We start from the raw sequence: 17115 nt of genomic DNA on the forward strand, positions 1-17115 counted from the left end.
TCGATTTGAATATGAGGGGGAAAAATGAATTGAGTATAAATATGTTAGCTTTATCTATGAATGGCTAATCTTGTGCAACATTATAAAAATATGTACGAGCCATTTTTCATATATTCGATTTATTTTTTGGAGGGAGAACTGTTCAACTAATATATTAAAGGGGTTTTGTTTGTGGAGCAGTTTCCAAATTCGTTATCGATTACATTACTTGGTAGTGCTGGTGGAGCAGCAAAAGCAGTTTTAGCAATTTTAAATCAAGCGATAGTAAATGAAAAAGACCCGATTTATGAATCGATAAAGAATGTTACATTTCATTTGGTTGATATAAAACAAAAAGATAGGACTTATTATGATGAGTTGTTTCCAAATTTAAAAGAGCAATTGTTTTTATCTGAAATAGACCTCCAAGATGTAGTGACATTTAAACAGCATTTAAAAGAAAGTGGTACGAGCGTTGTTATTGATGTTTCAGGGGCAGATACAATCAGAGTATTAAGCTGTTGTAATGAACTTGGAATTTGTTACATTAATTCAGCTTTGGAAAATGAGGCAGTAGATCAGGACGATAGTTTAATTGGCTTTCAGCTTACGGAAAGATATACGCGTTTTGAGAAGGAAAAAGAGAAATTTACAAATACAAAAGCAATTATAGGCTCAGGTATGAACCCAGGTGTTGTTCAATGGATGGTTGTTGAACTTATGAAGGAACGTCCAAATGAAAAGCCAAAAGCATGCTATATAGTAGAACATGATACGTCATTTTTAAATGATACAGCACTTATAAAGCCTCATACGCTTTATGCTTCATGGGCAGTAGAGCGATTTCTAGATGAAGCGATATGGAGTTACCCGATGTATATGAGTCATCATCGTCCTCTTTATTTTTATGAAGATGTATATGCTTCAGAGTATAAAGTAAAGTTGGGAAAGAAAGAGTTTTATGGTTGTTTAATGCCACATGAGGAAGTTTTAATTTTAGGGAAAAACTTTAACATGGAAGTTGGGTTCCTTTACCGAATTAACGAGTATACAACAAATATAATTAGACAGAATTTAGATAAGGTAGAAGATCTATGGAACTGGAATCGTAAAGTATTTAATCCAGCCGAAGAAAAGATTGCGGGCGAGGATCTAGTCGGTGTATTACTCGTTTATGAAAATAGCGAGACATATATGTATAACGTGATGAATAGCAGTCAAGTTTTTCATAAATATAAAACGAATGCGACTTACTTCCAAGTAGGATGTGGAATTTATGCTGGCTTGTGTAGTTTACTGTTCGATAACTTTAAACAAGGTGCCTATTATGTAGAGGAATTATTATTAAATACAGAAAGCAAGTACGGAGAATATTTGAATTTATATATGAAGGATTTTGTAGTGGGGGAAAATGATTTCACGGATGGATTGTTACATGATCGGGTAAGATGGATATAAGTTGTGACGAAAAGGAAGGAGAAATCTCCTTCCTTTTCGCATTATAAGGTTACATATTGCTCTGAAAGTAAGATAATATGTAGAGTTTTTGTATTGATCATGAAGAGTATTTATATGAACAAAGTTATAAGCTTACTTTATGAGGAAAGAGAAGCTTTAAAAGTATTTAAAAAAATTAACGGATGTGTTAGGGAAACTAAAGCCAATAAATTATGAATGGTGTAATATACGAGCAATCCTTTTATATGTTGTACAGCTAATGGAAAGTTATGCAGCGCAATATAGAGTGAGATTTCATTTGCAAGTAGATGGGAAACTACCTGTTATAAATGGTGATGATTAACAAGTAAACAAGTGTTATTAAATATTATTAAAAACGGAAGGGCATTTGTGTATGTCTGCTGAAGACCAAGGCTTTGGTATAGAGAAGGAGAAGCTAGAGAAGGTTGGGCAGGCTTTTTATACAACAAAGGAGAATGGAACGGGACTTGGATTAATGATTACATATAAAATTATTAAGGAACATCAAGGAAGTATCGCAATTCAAAGTAGCGTGGGAATAGGAACGAAAGTGGAAATGTCTTTACCGACAGTATAATGTGCTAGAAGAAAATATTTTTCAGAAAAGTGTTCTTGTTGTGTAAATATAAACATTTTATAAAATGTTTCAAGAAGGGTTTTTTTTATAAAATACTTCGTTTATAATGGAGGAAAATATCGACATGAGATTTGTTATTCATGTAACGGTTCGGTAGTGTTAGGAAAAGAAGGGGTGCACGCGCATCCTTTTTTCTATGCAGATATTATGAAAGAGGTGGTATGATGGAATTAACATTAAATTCGACTGTATGTTTACACACGATTCAATTTCGAAAAGAGCAAAAGAATTATATTGTAAAAGATACAATTACAGGAGAAAAATATGAAATGCCGCCACTTTGGATTGATGCATTGGCAATGATGCGTGACGGTTTTTTATTGGGGGAAATTGAGGAGAAATTAAAAGAAGAGTATCCAGACGAAGAAATAAATATGTTAGCATTTACGAGGCAACTGTTAGAGCTAGAGCTTGTCGGAATGGTAGATGGGGAAGAAATAGCTTGTACAAAGAAAAAAGAGAAAGATTATTTAGCTTGGTTACGTCCTCGTGTTGAGCAATTCTTTCTTAGTTTAAATAAAAAAAATAGAAGCAAAGGTCAATGATGATCTTTGCTTTTTTTGTATAGTTTGTTTAAAAAATTACAGCGAATGCCCTTGCAAAAGCACCGTCGCTATCTTTAATTTTTAAAGGTGCCGCTGAGAAAAAGAAACGTTTCGTGTTAATCGCATCTAAGTTTGTTAAGTTTTCAATTAAATAAATATTATTCCCAAGTAGTATGTGATGAATCGGTGATGTTTCTGTCGTTACCTCATCAGGAGAGATGAAATCTAAACCAACCGATTTTACTTTTAATTGAACTAATTCCTCGGCTAATTCTTCAGAAAGATAAAAAGCTTCTTGCTCATACGCTTCTGTATTCCATTTAGTAGATAGATTGGAATGGAAAATAACAATATCCCCTTCTTGTATATCAATATTATTTAATACTTCCTTACGTAACTTTCTCTCTTGAACATGGGTTACATCGATAAGAACGGCTTCGCCTACAAATTGATCAAGGGGTAATTGATCAATAGTCGTTGCGCCTGAAATGAAATGAGCAGGAGCATCACAATGCGTGCCAACATGAACGACAGAATGAAAATCTGTAACTTGATAGCCTGTCTCTTCAACGCTTGTAATGGCTCCTAAATTGATTTTTGGTGTTCCTGGGAATTGAGACATATTGTTTTCAAATGTTTGCGATAGGTCAATTACTTTCACTTTAAATACCTCCAATATATGTTTTAAAATAGAAAAACCCACCTTTCGTAATCAAGAAAGATGAGTTTTGCACACAATAGTTACGTGTTATCTTTCAAAATGCAATGCATTTTGCAGGAATTAGCACCTATTCAGTTTGTATAAACTGAGGTTGCTGGGCTTCAAAGGGCCGGTCCCTCTGCCTCTCTTGATAAAGATATATTAAGTTTTTAAATTCTGAATATTTATTATATTTAAATTGTAATTCATTTCCTTTTTTTGTGCAATACAAAATAGGTATTCACCCAAATAAAGCTACTCGCATATTGTAGCTTATGTAAATAGAATGCTGCGAAGGAGTGAGTGCAGTGACAGGGAATGTATTGAATTATTACGCTGGTGGAAATACAGCTAGAGGATTTCATAATTTATACGAAGAGAATTTAAAAGGGCTAAACAGGTTGTTTATTTTAAAGGGTGGTCCTGGAACCGGGAAATCTTCTTTAATCAAGGCAATAGGTCGTGAGTGGGTTGAAAAAGGATATGATATTGAATTTTTACACTGTTCTTCTGATAATAAATCAGTTGATGGTGTAATTATCACGAAGTTAAAAGTAGGAATTGTTGATGGAACATCACCGCATGTTATTGAGCCGAAAATGCCAGGAGTTGTTGAGGAGTATATCAACTTAGGGGTTGCTTGGGACTCAGATAAATTAAGAAAACAGAAGGTAGAGATTGAACGATTTGTTTCAGAAGCAAGCAAAGCTTTTCAAACTGCTTACGCTTGTTTTCACGAGGCGCTAATTATACATGATGAGTGGGAGAAAATATATATCAGTAACATTGATTTTAATAAAGCCAATGAATTAACCAATCAGCTGATTCAGAAGCTATTTACAGATAAAGGCGGGAAACAATCGCTTGTAAAACATCGTTTTTTAGGGGCAGCTACACCGAAAGGAGCAGTGGATTTTGTTCCTAATTTAACAGAAGGATTAGCACATCGTTATTTTATAAAAGGACGCCCAGGCTCTGGGAAATCAACAATGCTCAAAAAATTAGCTAAGGCAGCAGAAGAAAAAGGCTTTGAAGTTGAAGTATATCATTGTGGATTTGATCCGAATAGTCTTGATATGGTTATCGTCAGAGAATTAGGATTTGCAATTTTTGATAGTACCGCACCACATGAATATTTTCCGAGCCGCGAAGGTGATGAAATTATAGATATGTATGCACTGATTGTGACACCAGGGACAGATGAGAAGTATGCGAAAGAAATTCGCGACGTGTCGATTCAATATAAAGCAAAAATGAATGAGGCGATGTCTTTCTTAGCGAAAGCGAAATCAGTTCGTGATAAATTAGAACGAATTTATATTGCTGCTATGGATTTTTCAAAAGTAGATGCATATAAAGAGGAGATTCAAAAAGAGTTTGAACAAATTGCGGTTAGTGTAACAGAAAAGAACAAGTAAAAAATAAGGGATTTTGGTAGGCTGTCGGGAATTTTCTGACAGCTATTTTAGTATGTAGTAAACTTAGTTGTATATTTGTCGAATTTCCAAGGAAATAATCAAAAAATGGAGAGGGTATAAAATGAGAGAGAAAATTAGAGCGGAGTTAGCAAGAATTGAAAAAGAGAATGAAGTGAAAATTTTATTTGCAGTGGAATCAGGGAGCCGTGCTTGGGGATTTCCATCGAAAGATAGTGATTATGATGTTAGATTTGTTTATATGCATCCGGTAGAGTGGTATTTATCAATTCGTGATAAGCGAGATGTAATTGAGTATCCGATTAGTGATGATTTAGATATAAGCGGATGGGATATTAAAAAGGCGTTACAACTATTTTCAAAATCAAACCCAGCTTTACTTGAATGGATTCGATCACCGATTTTTTATTCGAAAAACACTCATTTTCCAGAACAGCTTCAGCAAATGAGTGATAAGCACTTTGATCCAAAAGCAACGATATATCATTACTTACATATGGCTTCAAAAAATTATCGTGAATTTTTGCAAGGTGAGAATGTAAAATTGAAAAAGTACTTTTATGTATTGCGTCCTATTTTAGCTTGTAAGTGGCTAGAGGAGAAAGAGACTTTACCACCTGTAGAATTCAATCGATTGATTACAGAATTATCATTAGAACGTAGCGTATTAGATGAAATTGAACAGTTATTAATAAAGAAAAAGGCAGGTACTGAATTAGATATTGGATTAAAAATTGAGGTTTTGAATCAATTTTTAGAAGAACAAATTCGGTACTATGAGCAATATGTAAAAGGAATTGAAAAGAGATCAGGGATTGATATTGAGAGTTTAAATACATTGTTTCGAGATATGTTGTTTGCAGTATATGAAAAAGAGCACAAGTGAGTTTGTGCTCTTTTTTATTTTGTCGGAATAAAAAACAGATATAGCTGAGATAAGACCCGCAAAGGAGGATAAGTAAAAATCCTACGCTAAGTCATATTGTATTGTCTACTCGAGATCAACTCGTTTTAACGGTTGATCTGCTGGACCTTCCATAACATTGCCCTCAATTGAAAAGCGGGAACCGTGGCAAGGACAGTCCCAAGTACAATCACCATTATTCCATTCAACTTCGCAGCCGAGATGTGTACAAGTTGTATCGACAATATGTAATTTTCCATCTTTGTCTTTATAAGCACCTGCTCGTTTCCCGTTAACATGTACGACAGATCCTTCACCAACTTCGAGATCTTCTGGTTTACGTAATGCAGTTTCAATCTTTCCTTCAATTAAATGTTTCGCAACATCGATGTTTTGGGAGAGGAACGTTTTTATATCTGGATTTGCATGGAAGCGTGATGGTGCATACAGTTCTTTATAAGGACTGTGGACTTTTAGAATGGAGTCTTTCAGTAAATGAGCAGCAGCGGTTCCAGTTGTCATTCCCCATTTACGATATCCAGTTGCAACAAATATATTTGGATTACTCTCGTTAATATGTCCAATATAAGGGAGCTTATCTAGCGTGATTAAATCTTGTGCTGACCATCTATAGGGAACTTCATCTACTCCAAACGTTGCTTCCGCAAAAGAATAAAGTGCTTCGTAATGAAGCATCGTGTTTATTCCTTGTCCTGTTTTATGACTTTCTCCGCCGATTAAAATTAATTTTTCACCATTGTTTGTTGTATAGCGTAAGGAACGTTTTGGATCATCAATACTTAAATACATGCCACCTGGATAATCCGTTTTTGCTTTGATTGCTAGAGCATAAGATCGTTGAGCATACATTCGCGTAAAGAAAAAGCTATTCGCATCATAAAAAGGAAAATGTGAACAAGAGACAACATATTCACAAGTGATGCGATGTCCGCCCTTTGTAATGACTTGTGGATAATCACCCTTTTCCACATCAATAGCTGTAGTTTGTTCATAAACTTTTCCGCCCATCTCCACAAACTTTTCTAAAAGTGTTTTCAAATAAAGAAGGGGATGGAATTGTGCTTGATTTTTCATGACAAGTGCAGATTGTACTGGAATTGGAATCGATAGAGATTGAACATAGTCACAAGGTATATTTAATTTTTGATAGGCTTCATATTCTTTCGATAAATTTCTTAATCCATTATCAGTAGTTGTATATAAATATGAATCTTCATTTGAGAAATTACAGTCGATTTTATATGTTTGCACAGTTTTATTAATAAATTGTAGAGCATGATTATTTGCTTCATAGTAAAGCCCGGCTTTTTCCAAACCGAAATGATTTATTAATTCATCATAAATTAGATCATGTTGAGCTGTTACCTTTGCTGTTGTATGCCCAGTTGTTCCGTTTAAAATAAGACCAGAATCAATTAAAACAACATCGATGCCTTCTTTCGCAAGTAAATAGGCAGTAGTAATACCTGTAATACCAGCACCGATAACAGCAACTTTCGTTTTTACATTTTCGGATAAAGGGGGAAAAGTAGGGATTTGAGTAGATTCAATCCAATAAGATAATGGGAATTGTGGAAATGTATCGCTTGTCATTATAGAAACCTCCCGATTTTAGAACAATTTTCCTTTTAATATTTCCATAATATATAAAATTCATGTGTGCTGTTTTAGAGAGAGCCTATTTTTATTAAAAGAAAGATGAAATTATTTTAATATAATTATTTAATGTTGTCGGTATGAAGAGGGAGTAGTTGTGTAAAGCTAGATTCAGGCGAGTTTATTTGTTGTTTATACCGAAGGTTCTTGAATAAAATAGAGTCTATAGTATGTCAGTGTATGTATAGGTGTAATGGGTAAAACCTTATAAAATCTATGTTTTTTCTTTAGTGAAATAAAGTATAATTATAAAAATATAACCAACTTTTATTACTAGGTCATAAAAGTTGTTGACAATATAGAAATTCTATTGATATGATTCATCATGTGGAAAGGTTGATAGAGAGTAAAAAGAGAAATGTTTTTCATTGATAATAAAAGCGAAAAATAAGTGACGATAGAGTGAGTATATTTTCCTTATAATAGATGCTTTTTTGATCACCTAGTAAAATCAATCTGGAAACAAGAATTGATAGATGTAAGTTGCGCAAGGCGCGGCAGAAGAAAGGGGCAAAAGGATGAAGGAGCTTCATACGTTTGGGTGGTATGCAGCACGTGTATCACCACATTTGCCGAAAAAAGCATTTAAACCAGTTCCTACTCGTTTATTTGGTGGACTGGCTTATTTGCTTGTGGCATTGGCGGGGTTAATATCGATTGGTGTATTTGAATTGAATGTGTGGGCTAATCTAGGAATTGCGATTGTTCTTGGATTATGTTTTGCTTCACTTGGGTTTTTAGGGCATGAAATTTTACATGGAACTGTTGTAAGAAAAGCATGGCTCCGTGATTTTTTAGGCGCGATTGCATTTATGCCATTATCAACAGGTCCTAAACTTTGGAGAAAGTGGCATAATGCAACGCATCACGTTCATACACAACATGAAGAGAATGATCCAGATGCATGGCCGACACTTGAGAAGCTTAAGAAAAGTAAGTTTTTGAGCTGGGTATATCGTATGCCTCTTCATGTACGTTCATTCTTTAGTTTTCTGTCATTAACCATTCAATTTACATTGCATTCGACTCGAATGTTCTTTCATTTTATAAAAGAATTTAAGTCATCCAATCAAAAATCTGTATGGCTTCAACTTCTTTTGCCTTGGACAGTTTGGATTAGTTTATTGTTTATTATGGGACCAGGAAAATGGTTATTTGCATATGTGATTCCGTTGTTAATTGCTAACTTTATTGTAATGGCATATATCGCAACAAATCACCGCTTAAATCCAATTGTTCCAGTAAATGATCCGTTAGCAAACTGTTTATCAGTAACAGTGCCGCGTTGGGTAGACGTTTTACATTTCAATTTCTCATATCATACGGAACACCATTTGTTCCCTGCTATGAGCTCTAAATACTATCCGTTAGTAAAAGATAAAATTAAAGAAATGTGGCCGGAACGCTATCATGAGATGCCAATGACAAAAGCTTTGGCAGCGCTATGGAATACACCACGTGTGTATTATCAAGGAAGTGAATTAGTGGATCCGCATAGAGAGCATTTCTATGGTTCTTTAGGAAATGGACTAGATCCTCATAATATTTCATATCGTGAGGAACATATAGAGGAAGAAGAGAGTATTAAAAAAATAAATCAGTAAAAATTGATATATTTTGCAGTGAAAAAGCAAGCCATTCAGGCTTGCTTTTTTTTATAAAGAGACTTCTTTTTTATTCTTTTTGCTAAATTGAACTGAATTTGTTTCTTTTCTTTGTAATCGTTTCTCTAAAAGATTAACAAAATAAGTAAATAGAAGAACAAGTACGAGGTAATATAAACCAACGATTATGTATGTATCTAATTGTTGGAAGTTACCTGCAGCAATTGATAAACCTGATCCCCATAATTCGGACAATCCTACATATGCAACGAGCGAAGAATCCTTTAATCCAATAATAAACTGATTTCCTAAAGGAGGAAGAGATTGACGAAATGCTTGCGGCAATATAATACGGCGCATTGCTAAAGGGTAAGGCATACCTAGAGAGCGAGCGGCTTCTAATTGTCCACGGTCGACAGATTGAATGGATCCGCGGAAAATTTCAGTAATATATGCACCGTTATGGATTGCTAAAGCAATTGCTCCTGCCCAAAAAGGAGTGAAAACAACAACGGATGTAATCCCAAAATAGAGAATGGCAATTTGAACAATTAAAGGTGTACCGCGAATAATGGCGATATATACATGAGCAATACTATTTAAAATCTTATTGCTAGAGATTCGAAAAAAAGCGAATAGTAATCCAATTAGTGAACCGAGTACTAGGGAAGTTAATGTTAATTGTAATGTGACAATAGTAGCCTTTAAGAGTGTGGGATAAGTAGACATGAAAATTTCAAACATATGTGTCACCTCATATTGTATGGATTTTGGTAGGGAATGAAATACCCCACATAAAAAGTGGGGCATAATGTATGAAACATTTGACTAGCAAATTTACTTTGTTTTTTCCTCTTCACCGAGAATATTACGCCCAAACCATTTTTTACTGATTTTTTCATACGTACCATCTTTAATAATTTCATCTAAAGCTTTATTTACTTTCTCAACCATTTCTTTATCATCTTTCCGAATAGCAATTCCCATTTCATCAAGATTTAATGGTTTTCCAGCTTCTTTTATATTTGATTTACCTTCTTTGATCATGCGTAAACCAACCATTTGATCAGTGATTACTGCATCAATACGTCCAGGCTCTAAGTCCATAAGTGCAGTAATATCGCTATCATATTCTGTAATTTGATCTGTATGTTTTGCAACAAGGTCTTTAAAGGTACTAGCTTTTACAACACCAATTTTCTTACCTTTCAAATCTTCTGGAGAAGAGATAGATGTATTCTTTTTAGCTACAAAAATTTGGGCACCAGAACGATAATAAGGATTGGAGAAATTAACAGCTTTTAATCGTTCTTCTGTAATTGCCATACTGCCCAATATTGCATCATATTTTTTCGATTGTAGACCTTGAATTAGCGTTTCCCACGGATTTGTAATAGGAGTTGGTTTCATATTCATTTTTTTCGCAAGTGCCTCACCAATTTCCACATCAAAACCGGCAAGCTTTCCATCATTTTCTTTATAGTTAAAAGGTTTATATAAGCCACTCATCGCATAACGAAATTCTTTTTCACCATTTGAAGAAGTAGTAGAGCTTTCCTTGCTACAGGCTCCTAGTATGAAGGATGTACATAATGTAATACTCGCAACAATGGTTAATAGTTTTCTTTTCATAAAACCCCTCCTATATATTGATCATACGGATGGTTTTAAGTATGTTACTGAGATATTTTATTTGGACAATTAGTTGTGCACCGTATGAATGTATTTCTTTTCGTTTGAAACAGAAGTTACATTATAAAACGTTGCGTAAAAATTGTTTTGCTCGTTCATGTGATGGAGCTGAAAAGAATTGCGCCGGCGGAGCGTCCTCTACAATTTTTCCATCATCCATAAAAATGACGCGATCAGCTACATCTCTTGCGAAATTCATTTCATGAGTAACAATAACCATGGTCATTCCTTCTTCAGCAAGTTCTTTCATAACTTGCAATACTTCTCCAACAAGTTCAGGGTCTAAGGCTGAGGTAGGTTCATCAAATAGCATAATTTTAGGATTCATAGCAAGAGCCCGCGCAATGGCAATACGCTGTTTTTGACCACCTGACAGGAGGTGGGGCGTTACATCTGCTTTATCTTGTAGGCCGACTTTTTGCAAAAGCTGATTTCCGATATCCTTTGCATTTGCTGCTTCTAATTTTTTTACATGGATAGGTGCCTCTATGATGTTTTCTAGTGAGGTCATATGGGGAAAGAGGTTAAAGTGCTGAAAAACCATACCGACATTTTCACGGACTTTGTTTAAATTTGAATGTTTTGGATCAATTCGTTCACCTTGTAAGTGAATTTCACCTTCATCGTACATTTCCAAAAAATTAAGACAGCGAAGTAATGTACTTTTACCAGAACCACTGGCACCAATTAAAACAACAACTTCTTTTTCTTGTACTTCTAAATCAATTCCTTTTAAAACATCAAGTGAGCCGAATGATTTTACTAGATTTCGAACCTGAATCATACAAAACCCCCAGTCAAAAATATATTTTACAAATGTTGCCCCTTATTTCTGTTATTAGCCACAAATTGTCAGAATCCTTCATTTTTTTCGAGGGACAGTTCTTATATAAGTAAATCTGAATGTATAATTCAAATAGAAAAACCACCTAAATTAGGTGGTCTCTCCAGTGTTTACAAGTTTTTAATTTTAAATTGAGTTGCGAATGCTTCTAATTCTTCAACAAGTTTTTGCATTTGAAGAGACATATTTGTAATATCCTGTATTGATACCGACTGGGATTGTGAAGATTGGGATGTATAATTAGTCTCTCAAACTATATTTTGTGAAATTGAAGAGATATTAATAAGTGCACTATTTATTTCTTCAGAGCTTGCTGACATTTCTTCTGCACTTGCTGTTATATCTTGTATTTGATCTGTAACCTCCTTAATATGATTCACAATAGTATGGAATGCTAATTTTGCATTTTGGACAGCATGAATGCCTTCTTGAATTTCTTGTTGCCCTTTCCTCATAACATTGACTACATCTTTTGTATCATTTTGAACGAGTAAGTTTAGTTTTGTAATATCTGTAGCTGCTTGTTTTGATTGTTCAGCAAGTTTACGGACTTCTTCAGACACAACTGCAAATCCTTTTCCATGTTCACCGGCGCGAGCAGATTCAATTGCCGCGTTTAAAGATAATAGATTTGTTTGTTCAGAAATGTAAGTAATAGTTTGTAATGCTTTATCGATATCTTGTGTACGAACAACTAATTGATCTACTACTTTATATATTTCATCCATGACAGTATGGATAGTTGTCATTTGAGAAATGGACTTTTCAATGATTTCGGTTCCTACATTTGCCTTATCAGAAGTAGAAATAGCTAAGTTTGAAATTGTTGTAGAAGATTCAGCTATGCTTTGCACTCCATTTGCTATTTCATCCATTGCTGTAGAACTATCTTTAATATTTGCAGACTGATCATTAATATGATGAGACAACTGTTTCATTGTATTTGCAATGTTATCCATAGTAGAAGAGGAAACAGTTGCTGTTTCAACAATGTGGTTTGTAGAGCTTTTGACTTTTGCGCTTGTTTGAATCACATTGTTAATAATTTGCTGTAAATTTAATATCATTTGATCGAAACTATTAAACATATGACCAAATTCATGATGATATTGTTTTGGCACTGTAATAGTTAAATCTCCTTTGCCGGCTGTATTCATTATGCTTCGTAACGAATTAATTGGATTAATAATAGATTTAGCAGTAAATAAGGAGATAAGAATGCAAAGAACTAAACATGCAATGAATAAAATAATTGTTACGCTTATCACTTGCTTATAAGAGTGTTGGCTGTCATTATACACACTTTCAGCTAATTTTTCGTTATAATCACTAAGATTTTTTAAAGCATCTACTGTAGCTGATAAATTAGGGTCAACTGTAGTTAGGTAAAATGAATATGCTTGATTAAGTTTATTCTCTTTAATGAGATCAAGCATTTGAGCTCGATGTTTTTTATAGTTTTCTAGCTTTTCTTTATATTGATTGAGGAGTTTTTTTTCTTCACCTGTTATATATGTATTTTCGTATTGAGCTTGTAATTTTTCGGTTTCTTTATTTGTATCATTTAATTTATTTAAAATTGTAGTACGTCGATTCTCATCTTCCGTAATAAGGAGTTCTTTTACATAACTAAACTCTTGATACATGCTGCTCTCAATAGATCCTAGCCATTTAATAGGTTGTAGACGATCAACATATACTGTTTGAAGCTGTTTGTGCATTTGTTGTAAATTTATATAATTTACAACGCTAATAATTAATATGGAAAGAATCGGTACGGCTACTAATAATATTAATCTGTTTATAACATTTAAACGATATAAAATTTTTAACATAGAATCACCTAACCTTAAATTATTTAGTTGAATATATGATTGGCATCTAAATAAAATTATAAATTATTTTAACTTTATATACAGAAAAAGTAATGTAATGAATATGTAAACAAAAAAATAAAAATCAATATATCTTTCTATAAGGAAAATATGGATAATAATATATAGATAGTATGTATATTATTTAAGAGGAGGAATGAGAAATGGAAAAGGAGAAGAAAACTTTTTCCTTTGGTTTACGTACACAACTTATGCTATTTACTACAGTTTTAGCTTTTATTACATATTCAACAAGTATATTTTTTATTTACGTGATATACGATTATTTTCAAAGTTATGTAAGTCAAACTGTTTATAATATTATCGTTATGTTATTAGGTGTAGTATGGTCTGGGATTTTAGCATATGGAGCAGCAATCTTTTTAATTAAACCACTTCGAAAATTGGAGGAGGCTGCAAGGAAGGCGGCTGATGGCGATATTCGTGAAGATGTCCCGTTACCAAAAACAGATGACGAGATTAAATCTTTAAGTGTTGCATTTAATATGATGCTAGGGAACTTAAGAGGTATGGTAAAAAATATCGATACTACATTTTCGTATACAAATAATCAAGTTCAGCAAATTAGAAGGCAAACAGGGGAAGCAACAAAGCAAGCACGAGGTGTGTCTGAAACTCTTGCAGAGATTTCTTCTGGTGCTGAGCAATCAGCAGCTTCCATTCAGGCAATTGTTTCTGCTGTTGATACAACAACGTCTATTGCGAGTGAAGTAGAAGAAAAAGCAAAACAGTCTGACGAATTGTCTTTAGAAATGGTTCAAGCTTTAGGGCAAAGTACACGAGTCTTTACTTCTTTAATTCAAGGCATTCAAACATTGGCAAAAGAAAATGAAAATTCGATGCAAAATGTACAAAAATTAGAAGAACGAATGAAACAAGTAGAACATATTGTTTCTGTTGTGAGTGAGATTGCTAGTCAAACGAATTTATTAGCACTGAATGCTTCTATTGAGGCAGCTCGTGCTGGAGAGCATGGAAGGGGCTTTGCAGTTGTAGCTGAAGAAGTACGTAAACTTGCTGATGAAAGCGATCATTCTGCGAGAAATATATCGCAGTTATTACGGAATATGCAAGACGAAGTGCAACAAGTCGCATTGAAAATGACAGAGCAAGTGAAAACAGCTAAAGAAGAGGCGAAACGAGGGGCAGCTACCGAATTAATTTTAAAAGAAATGTCATCAAGTATTATGGAAGTTGCCGATGCAACGAAGCAAATTAGTGGTTATATGAACGAACAAGTGAGTCACATTCATCAAACGGGAGCACAGACGAAGGCTGTAGCAGCAATTGCTGAGGAAACATCAGCTGGTTCACAAGAAGTAGCACGTGTGACGTTGCAACAATCTAAAAATATGGTAGTAATCGATGAACTACTAAAGGATTTAGAGCAGCAAGCAGCGGATTTGAAACAAACAATTGAACGATTTTCAATGTAAAAAGGAAGAACAGCATTCTGTTCTTCCTTTTTTACGTATGAAAGGGTGGGATACTTTGTTGAAAACGAAAAACATTGCAAGGGTCATATATGGTTTTCACTTTACGCAATCTTTGAAAGTTAGGACCATAATAACTAGGTTACCAATTTTTAATGTCGATATCGGGCCAATTGACATAGTCACCTAGTGTATAAGGGTCTAAGCTTTCTCGTAAATCTTTAACCCAGCGTATGTAACGTGCGTGGACAAGAGAAGGTGAGGAATGAGATTTACTTTTGTGAGAAATAAATAAAGCATAAGAATAAGGAATCTACATAGAGTTCAATGAAAACAGTTGCAAACTATTCATATTTTGTTATGATAGTGTTACGAAAACGTTTGCATAAAAATTCCGATGGGATGCAAAAGGAGAGAATGATTATGAATAAGACATGGTGGAAAGAAGCGGTTGCTTATCAAATTTATCCACGTAGCTTTATGGATTCAAATGGTGATGGTATTGGAGATTTACAAGGTATTATTGCAAAACTGGATTATTTAAAAGATTTAGGTATAGATGTAATTTGGATTTGTCCAATGTATAAGTCACCTAATGATGATAATGGTTATGACATTAGTGATTATCAAGATATCATGGATGAGTTTGGTACAATGGAAGACTTTGATGCTTTACTAGATGAAGTTCATAAGCGTGATATGAAGCTTATTATTGATTTAGTTATTAATCATACAAGTGATGAACATCCATGGTTTATCGAGTCTCGTTCGTCTAAAGACAGTCCGAAGCGTGATTGGTATATTTGGCATGATGGTAAAGATGGTGCGGAACCAAACAACTGGGAAAGTATTTTTAATGGTTCGGCATGGGAATATGATGAAGTAACAGGACAATATTATTTACATTTATTCTCGCGTAAACAACCAGATTTAAACTGGGAGAATAAAGAAGTTCGCGAAGTGTTATACGATACAGTTAATTGGTGGCTTGATAAAGGAATTGATGGTTTCCGAGTAGATGCAATCAGCCATATTAAAAAAGAAGATGGCTTCAAAGACATGCCAAATCCAAAAGAATTAAAGTACGTACCATCTTTTGATAAACATATGAATGTGGATGGTATTCAACCTTTATTAGAAGAGTTAAAAGAAAATACATTTTCTAAGTACGATATTATGACTGTTGGTGAAGCGAACGGCGTTAAGATTGAAGATGCTGAGCTTTGGGTTGGAGAAGAGCAAGGGAAGTTCAATATGGTATTCCAATTCGAACATTTAAGTTTATGGGATGCAGAAAAGAAGAAAGATCTTGATGTTGTAGGACTGAAAAAAGTATTAACGAAATGGCAAAAAGGATTAGAAAATAAAGGATGGAATGCTTTATATATTGAGAATCACGATAAGCCACGTATCGTTTCAACTTGGGGAGATGATAAACAATATTGGCGTGAAAGTGCAACAGCTCTAGGAGCAATGTATTTCTTTATGCACGGTACACCATTTATTTATCAAGGACAAGAAATTGGGATGACAAATGTTCAATTCCCAAATATTGAAGATTACGATGATGTAGCAATTAAAAATTTATATCGCGAGAAAATTGCAGAGGGCGTATCACATCAAGATATGATGGAAATTATATGGGCTTCTTGCCGCGATAATTCACGTACACCTATGCAGTGGAACGATGAGATGAATGCTGGCTTCACAACGGGTGCACCTTGGTTTGGTATGAATCCAAGCTATAAAGAAATTAATGTTGAAAAGCAAAAGAATGAAGAGAACTCTATTTTCAATTTTTATAAGAAAATGATTGCCTTGAAAAAAGAGCATGATGTACTGAATTACGGTACGTACGATTTACTTTTAGAAGATGATCCGCAAATTTATGCATATACTCGTACATTAAATGATGAAAAAATCATTGTAATTAGTAATATCTCAAAAGAGGAAGCTGTATATAATGAGGGTTCATTTGCACTAGAACGCAAACGTTTGCTTATAAATAACTATAAAGTTGCGGAACATGAACAAGTAACTACAATCACGTTAAAGCCTTATGAAACAAGGGTTTATCGCATTTCATAATAAAAAAAGATGCTCTAAGAGCATCTTTTTTTATGAAAAATAATAAATTTCTATTGCAAAGTGAAAACGCTTTTATTAAAATAGATTTATGAAAACGGTTGCGTAAAGATAAAAAAAGTAACATAAGGAATCGTTTTCATAATGGAAACAGAAATTATAATTTAAATCATTATGTTTTTATAAATAAAGGGGAGGAAGAACA

General features: G+C 34.0%; 13 protein-coding genes, 3 pseudogenes and 1 riboswitch. Of the genes and pseudogenes, 9 read left to right on the forward strand and 7 right to left on the reverse strand.

Annotated features, from left to right (window positions below):
* Positions 1 to 171: 171 nt before the first annotated feature.
* The 3 genes and pseudogenes from FS742_RS23750 (at position 172) to FS742_RS23765 (ending at position 2640) form a co-directional block, all read left to right on the forward strand.
* The gene (locus tag FS742_RS23750; protein WP_144615497.1) at positions 172 to 1437 is read left to right on the forward strand and encodes an S-adenosylmethionine decarboxylase related protein; all 1266 of its coding nucleotides are present in this window, start codon (positions 172 to 174) and stop codon (positions 1435 to 1437) included.
* A 184-nt stretch (positions 1438 to 1621) separates the two neighbouring features.
* Positions 1622 to 2035 (forward strand): annotated as a pseudogene (locus FS742_RS23760) (ATP-binding protein); the annotation flags it as partial.
* Positions 2036 to 2259: 224 nt separating this feature from the next.
* Positions 2260 to 2640: a hypothetical protein gene (locus tag FS742_RS23765; protein ID WP_000424111.1), complete on the forward strand. Its 381-nt coding sequence runs from the start codon at positions 2260 to 2262 to the stop codon at positions 2638 to 2640.
* A 28-nt stretch (positions 2641 to 2668) separates the two neighbouring features.
* Here FS742_RS23765 and FS742_RS23770 read toward each other — a convergent pair whose 3' ends face one another.
* Positions 2669 to 3301, reverse strand: coding sequence for a cyclase family protein (locus FS742_RS23770; RefSeq protein ID WP_144615501.1), 633 nt, complete (start codon positions 3299 to 3301; stop codon positions 2669 to 2671).
* An 84-nt stretch (positions 3302 to 3385) separates the two neighbouring features.
* Positions 3386 to 3498, reverse strand: a riboswitch (SAM riboswitch).
* Positions 3499 to 3648: 150 nt separating this feature from the next.
* On the opposite strand from FS742_RS23770, the gene FS742_RS23775 reads away from it, so the two are divergent.
* Both FS742_RS23775 and FS742_RS23780 read left to right on the forward strand, forming a co-directional pair.
* Positions 3649 to 4758: a PRK06851 family protein gene (locus FS742_RS23775; RefSeq protein WP_144615503.1), complete on the forward strand. Its 1110-nt coding sequence runs from the start codon at positions 3649 to 3651 to the stop codon at positions 4756 to 4758.
* 121 nt (positions 4759 to 4879) lie between these two features.
* Positions 4880 to 5662: a nucleotidyltransferase domain-containing protein gene (locus FS742_RS23780; protein WP_144615505.1), complete on the forward strand. Its 783-nt coding sequence runs from the start codon at positions 4880 to 4882 to the stop codon at positions 5660 to 5662.
* 105 nt (positions 5663 to 5767) lie between these two features.
* Here FS742_RS23780 and FS742_RS23785 read toward each other — a convergent pair whose 3' ends face one another.
* Positions 5768 to 7294 carry an FAD-dependent oxidoreductase gene (locus tag FS742_RS23785; RefSeq protein WP_144615507.1) on the reverse strand — a complete coding sequence of 509 codons (1527 nt, stop codon included), beginning with the start codon at positions 7292 to 7294 and terminating at the stop codon, positions 5768 to 5770.
* A gap of 581 nt (positions 7295 to 7875) precedes the next feature.
* Here FS742_RS23785 and desB point away from each other — a divergent pair.
* Complete coding sequence (gene desB, locus FS742_RS23790; RefSeq protein WP_098258448.1) at positions 7876 to 8961, forward strand: Delta(10) desaturase DesB; 1086 nt, start codon at positions 7876 to 7878, stop codon at positions 8959 to 8961.
* A gap of 51 nt (positions 8962 to 9012) precedes the next feature.
* Here the strand turns inward: desB and FS742_RS23795 are convergent, their stop codons facing one another.
* From FS742_RS23795 to FS742_RS23810, 4 genes are all read right to left on the reverse strand, one after another.
* The gene (locus tag FS742_RS23795) at positions 9013 to 9705 is read right to left on the reverse strand and encodes an amino acid ABC transporter permease (RefSeq protein ID WP_000461617.1); all 693 of its coding nucleotides are present in this window, start codon (positions 9703 to 9705) and stop codon (positions 9013 to 9015) included.
* A 93-nt stretch (positions 9706 to 9798) separates the two neighbouring features.
* The gene (locus FS742_RS23800; protein WP_144615509.1) at positions 9799 to 10593 is read right to left on the reverse strand and encodes an ABC transporter substrate-binding protein; all 795 of its coding nucleotides are present in this window, start codon (positions 10591 to 10593) and stop codon (positions 9799 to 9801) included.
* 121 nt (positions 10594 to 10714) lie between these two features.
* A complete protein-coding gene (locus FS742_RS23805; RefSeq protein WP_144615511.1) occupies positions 10715 to 11437 on the reverse strand; it encodes an amino acid ABC transporter ATP-binding protein in 723 nt (240 codons plus the stop codon).
* A 308-nt stretch (positions 11438 to 11745) separates the two neighbouring features.
* Positions 11746 to 13332: a methyl-accepting chemotaxis protein gene (locus tag FS742_RS23810; protein ID WP_395940400.1), complete on the reverse strand. Its 1587-nt coding sequence runs from the start codon at positions 13330 to 13332 to the stop codon at positions 11746 to 11748.
* A gap of 368 nt (positions 13333 to 13700) precedes the next feature.
* Here FS742_RS23810 and FS742_RS28360 point away from each other — a divergent pair.
* Positions 13701 to 13886: pseudogene (locus FS742_RS28360) on the forward strand (HAMP domain-containing protein); the annotation flags it as partial.
* 15 nt (positions 13887 to 13901) lie between these two features.
* The gene (locus tag FS742_RS23815) at positions 13902 to 14828 is read left to right on the forward strand and encodes a methyl-accepting chemotaxis protein (RefSeq protein ID WP_472924384.1); all 927 of its coding nucleotides are present in this window, start codon (positions 13902 to 13904) and stop codon (positions 14826 to 14828) included.
* Positions 14829 to 14859: 31 nt separating this feature from the next.
* Here the strand turns inward: FS742_RS23815 and FS742_RS23820 are convergent.
* Positions 14860 to 15066, reverse strand: a pseudogene (locus FS742_RS23820) (BBE domain-containing protein); the annotation flags it as partial.
* Between the two features lie 182 nt (positions 15067 to 15248).
* Between FS742_RS23820 and FS742_RS23825 the strand changes: the two are divergent.
* Entirely contained in the window at positions 15249 to 16913 is a 1665-nt protein-coding gene (locus FS742_RS23825; protein WP_144615515.1) for a glycoside hydrolase family 13 protein, read from the forward strand.
* Positions 16914 to 17115 lie beyond the last annotated feature (202 nt).

Source organism: Bacillus cereus (assembly GCF_007678085.1).
Lineage (GTDB): Bacteria > Bacillota > Bacilli > Bacillales > Bacillaceae_G > Bacillus_A > Bacillus_A cereus_BE.

Excerpts from the sequence above, each read along its gene's own strand:
- FS742_RS23765 (WP_000424111.1), top strand. The coding sequence starts at position 2,260 with ATGGAATTAACATTAAATTCGACTGTATGTTTACACACGATTCAATTT.
- FS742_RS23780 (WP_144615505.1), top strand. The coding sequence starts at position 4,880 with ATGAGAGAGAAAATTAGAGCGGAGTTAGCAAGAATTGAAAAAGAGAAT.
- FS742_RS23785 (WP_144615507.1), bottom strand. The coding sequence starts at position 7,294 with ATGACAAGCGATACATTTCCACAATTCCCATTATCTTATTGGATTGAA.
- desB (WP_098258448.1), top strand. The coding sequence starts at position 7,876 with ATGAAGGAGCTTCATACGTTTGGGTGGTATGCAGCACGTGTATCACCA.
- FS742_RS23795 (WP_000461617.1), bottom strand. The coding sequence starts at position 9,705 with ATGTTTGAAATTTTCATGTCTACTTATCCCACACTCTTAAAGGCTACT.
- FS742_RS23800 (WP_144615509.1), bottom strand. The coding sequence starts at position 10,593 with ATGAAAAGAAAACTATTAACCATTGTTGCGAGTATTACATTATGTACA.
- FS742_RS23805 (WP_144615511.1), bottom strand. The coding sequence starts at position 11,437 with ATGATTCAGGTTCGAAATCTAGTAAAATCATTCGGCTCACTTGATGTT.
- FS742_RS23810 (WP_395940400.1), bottom strand. The coding sequence starts at position 13,332 with ATGTTAAAAATTTTATATCGTTTAAATGTTATAAACAGATTAATATTA.
- FS742_RS23815 (WP_472924384.1), top strand. The coding sequence starts at position 13,902 with ATGGTAAAAAATATCGATACTACATTTTCGTATACAAATAATCAAGTT.
- FS742_RS23825 (WP_144615515.1), top strand. The coding sequence starts at position 15,249 with ATGAATAAGACATGGTGGAAAGAAGCGGTTGCTTATCAAATTTATCCA.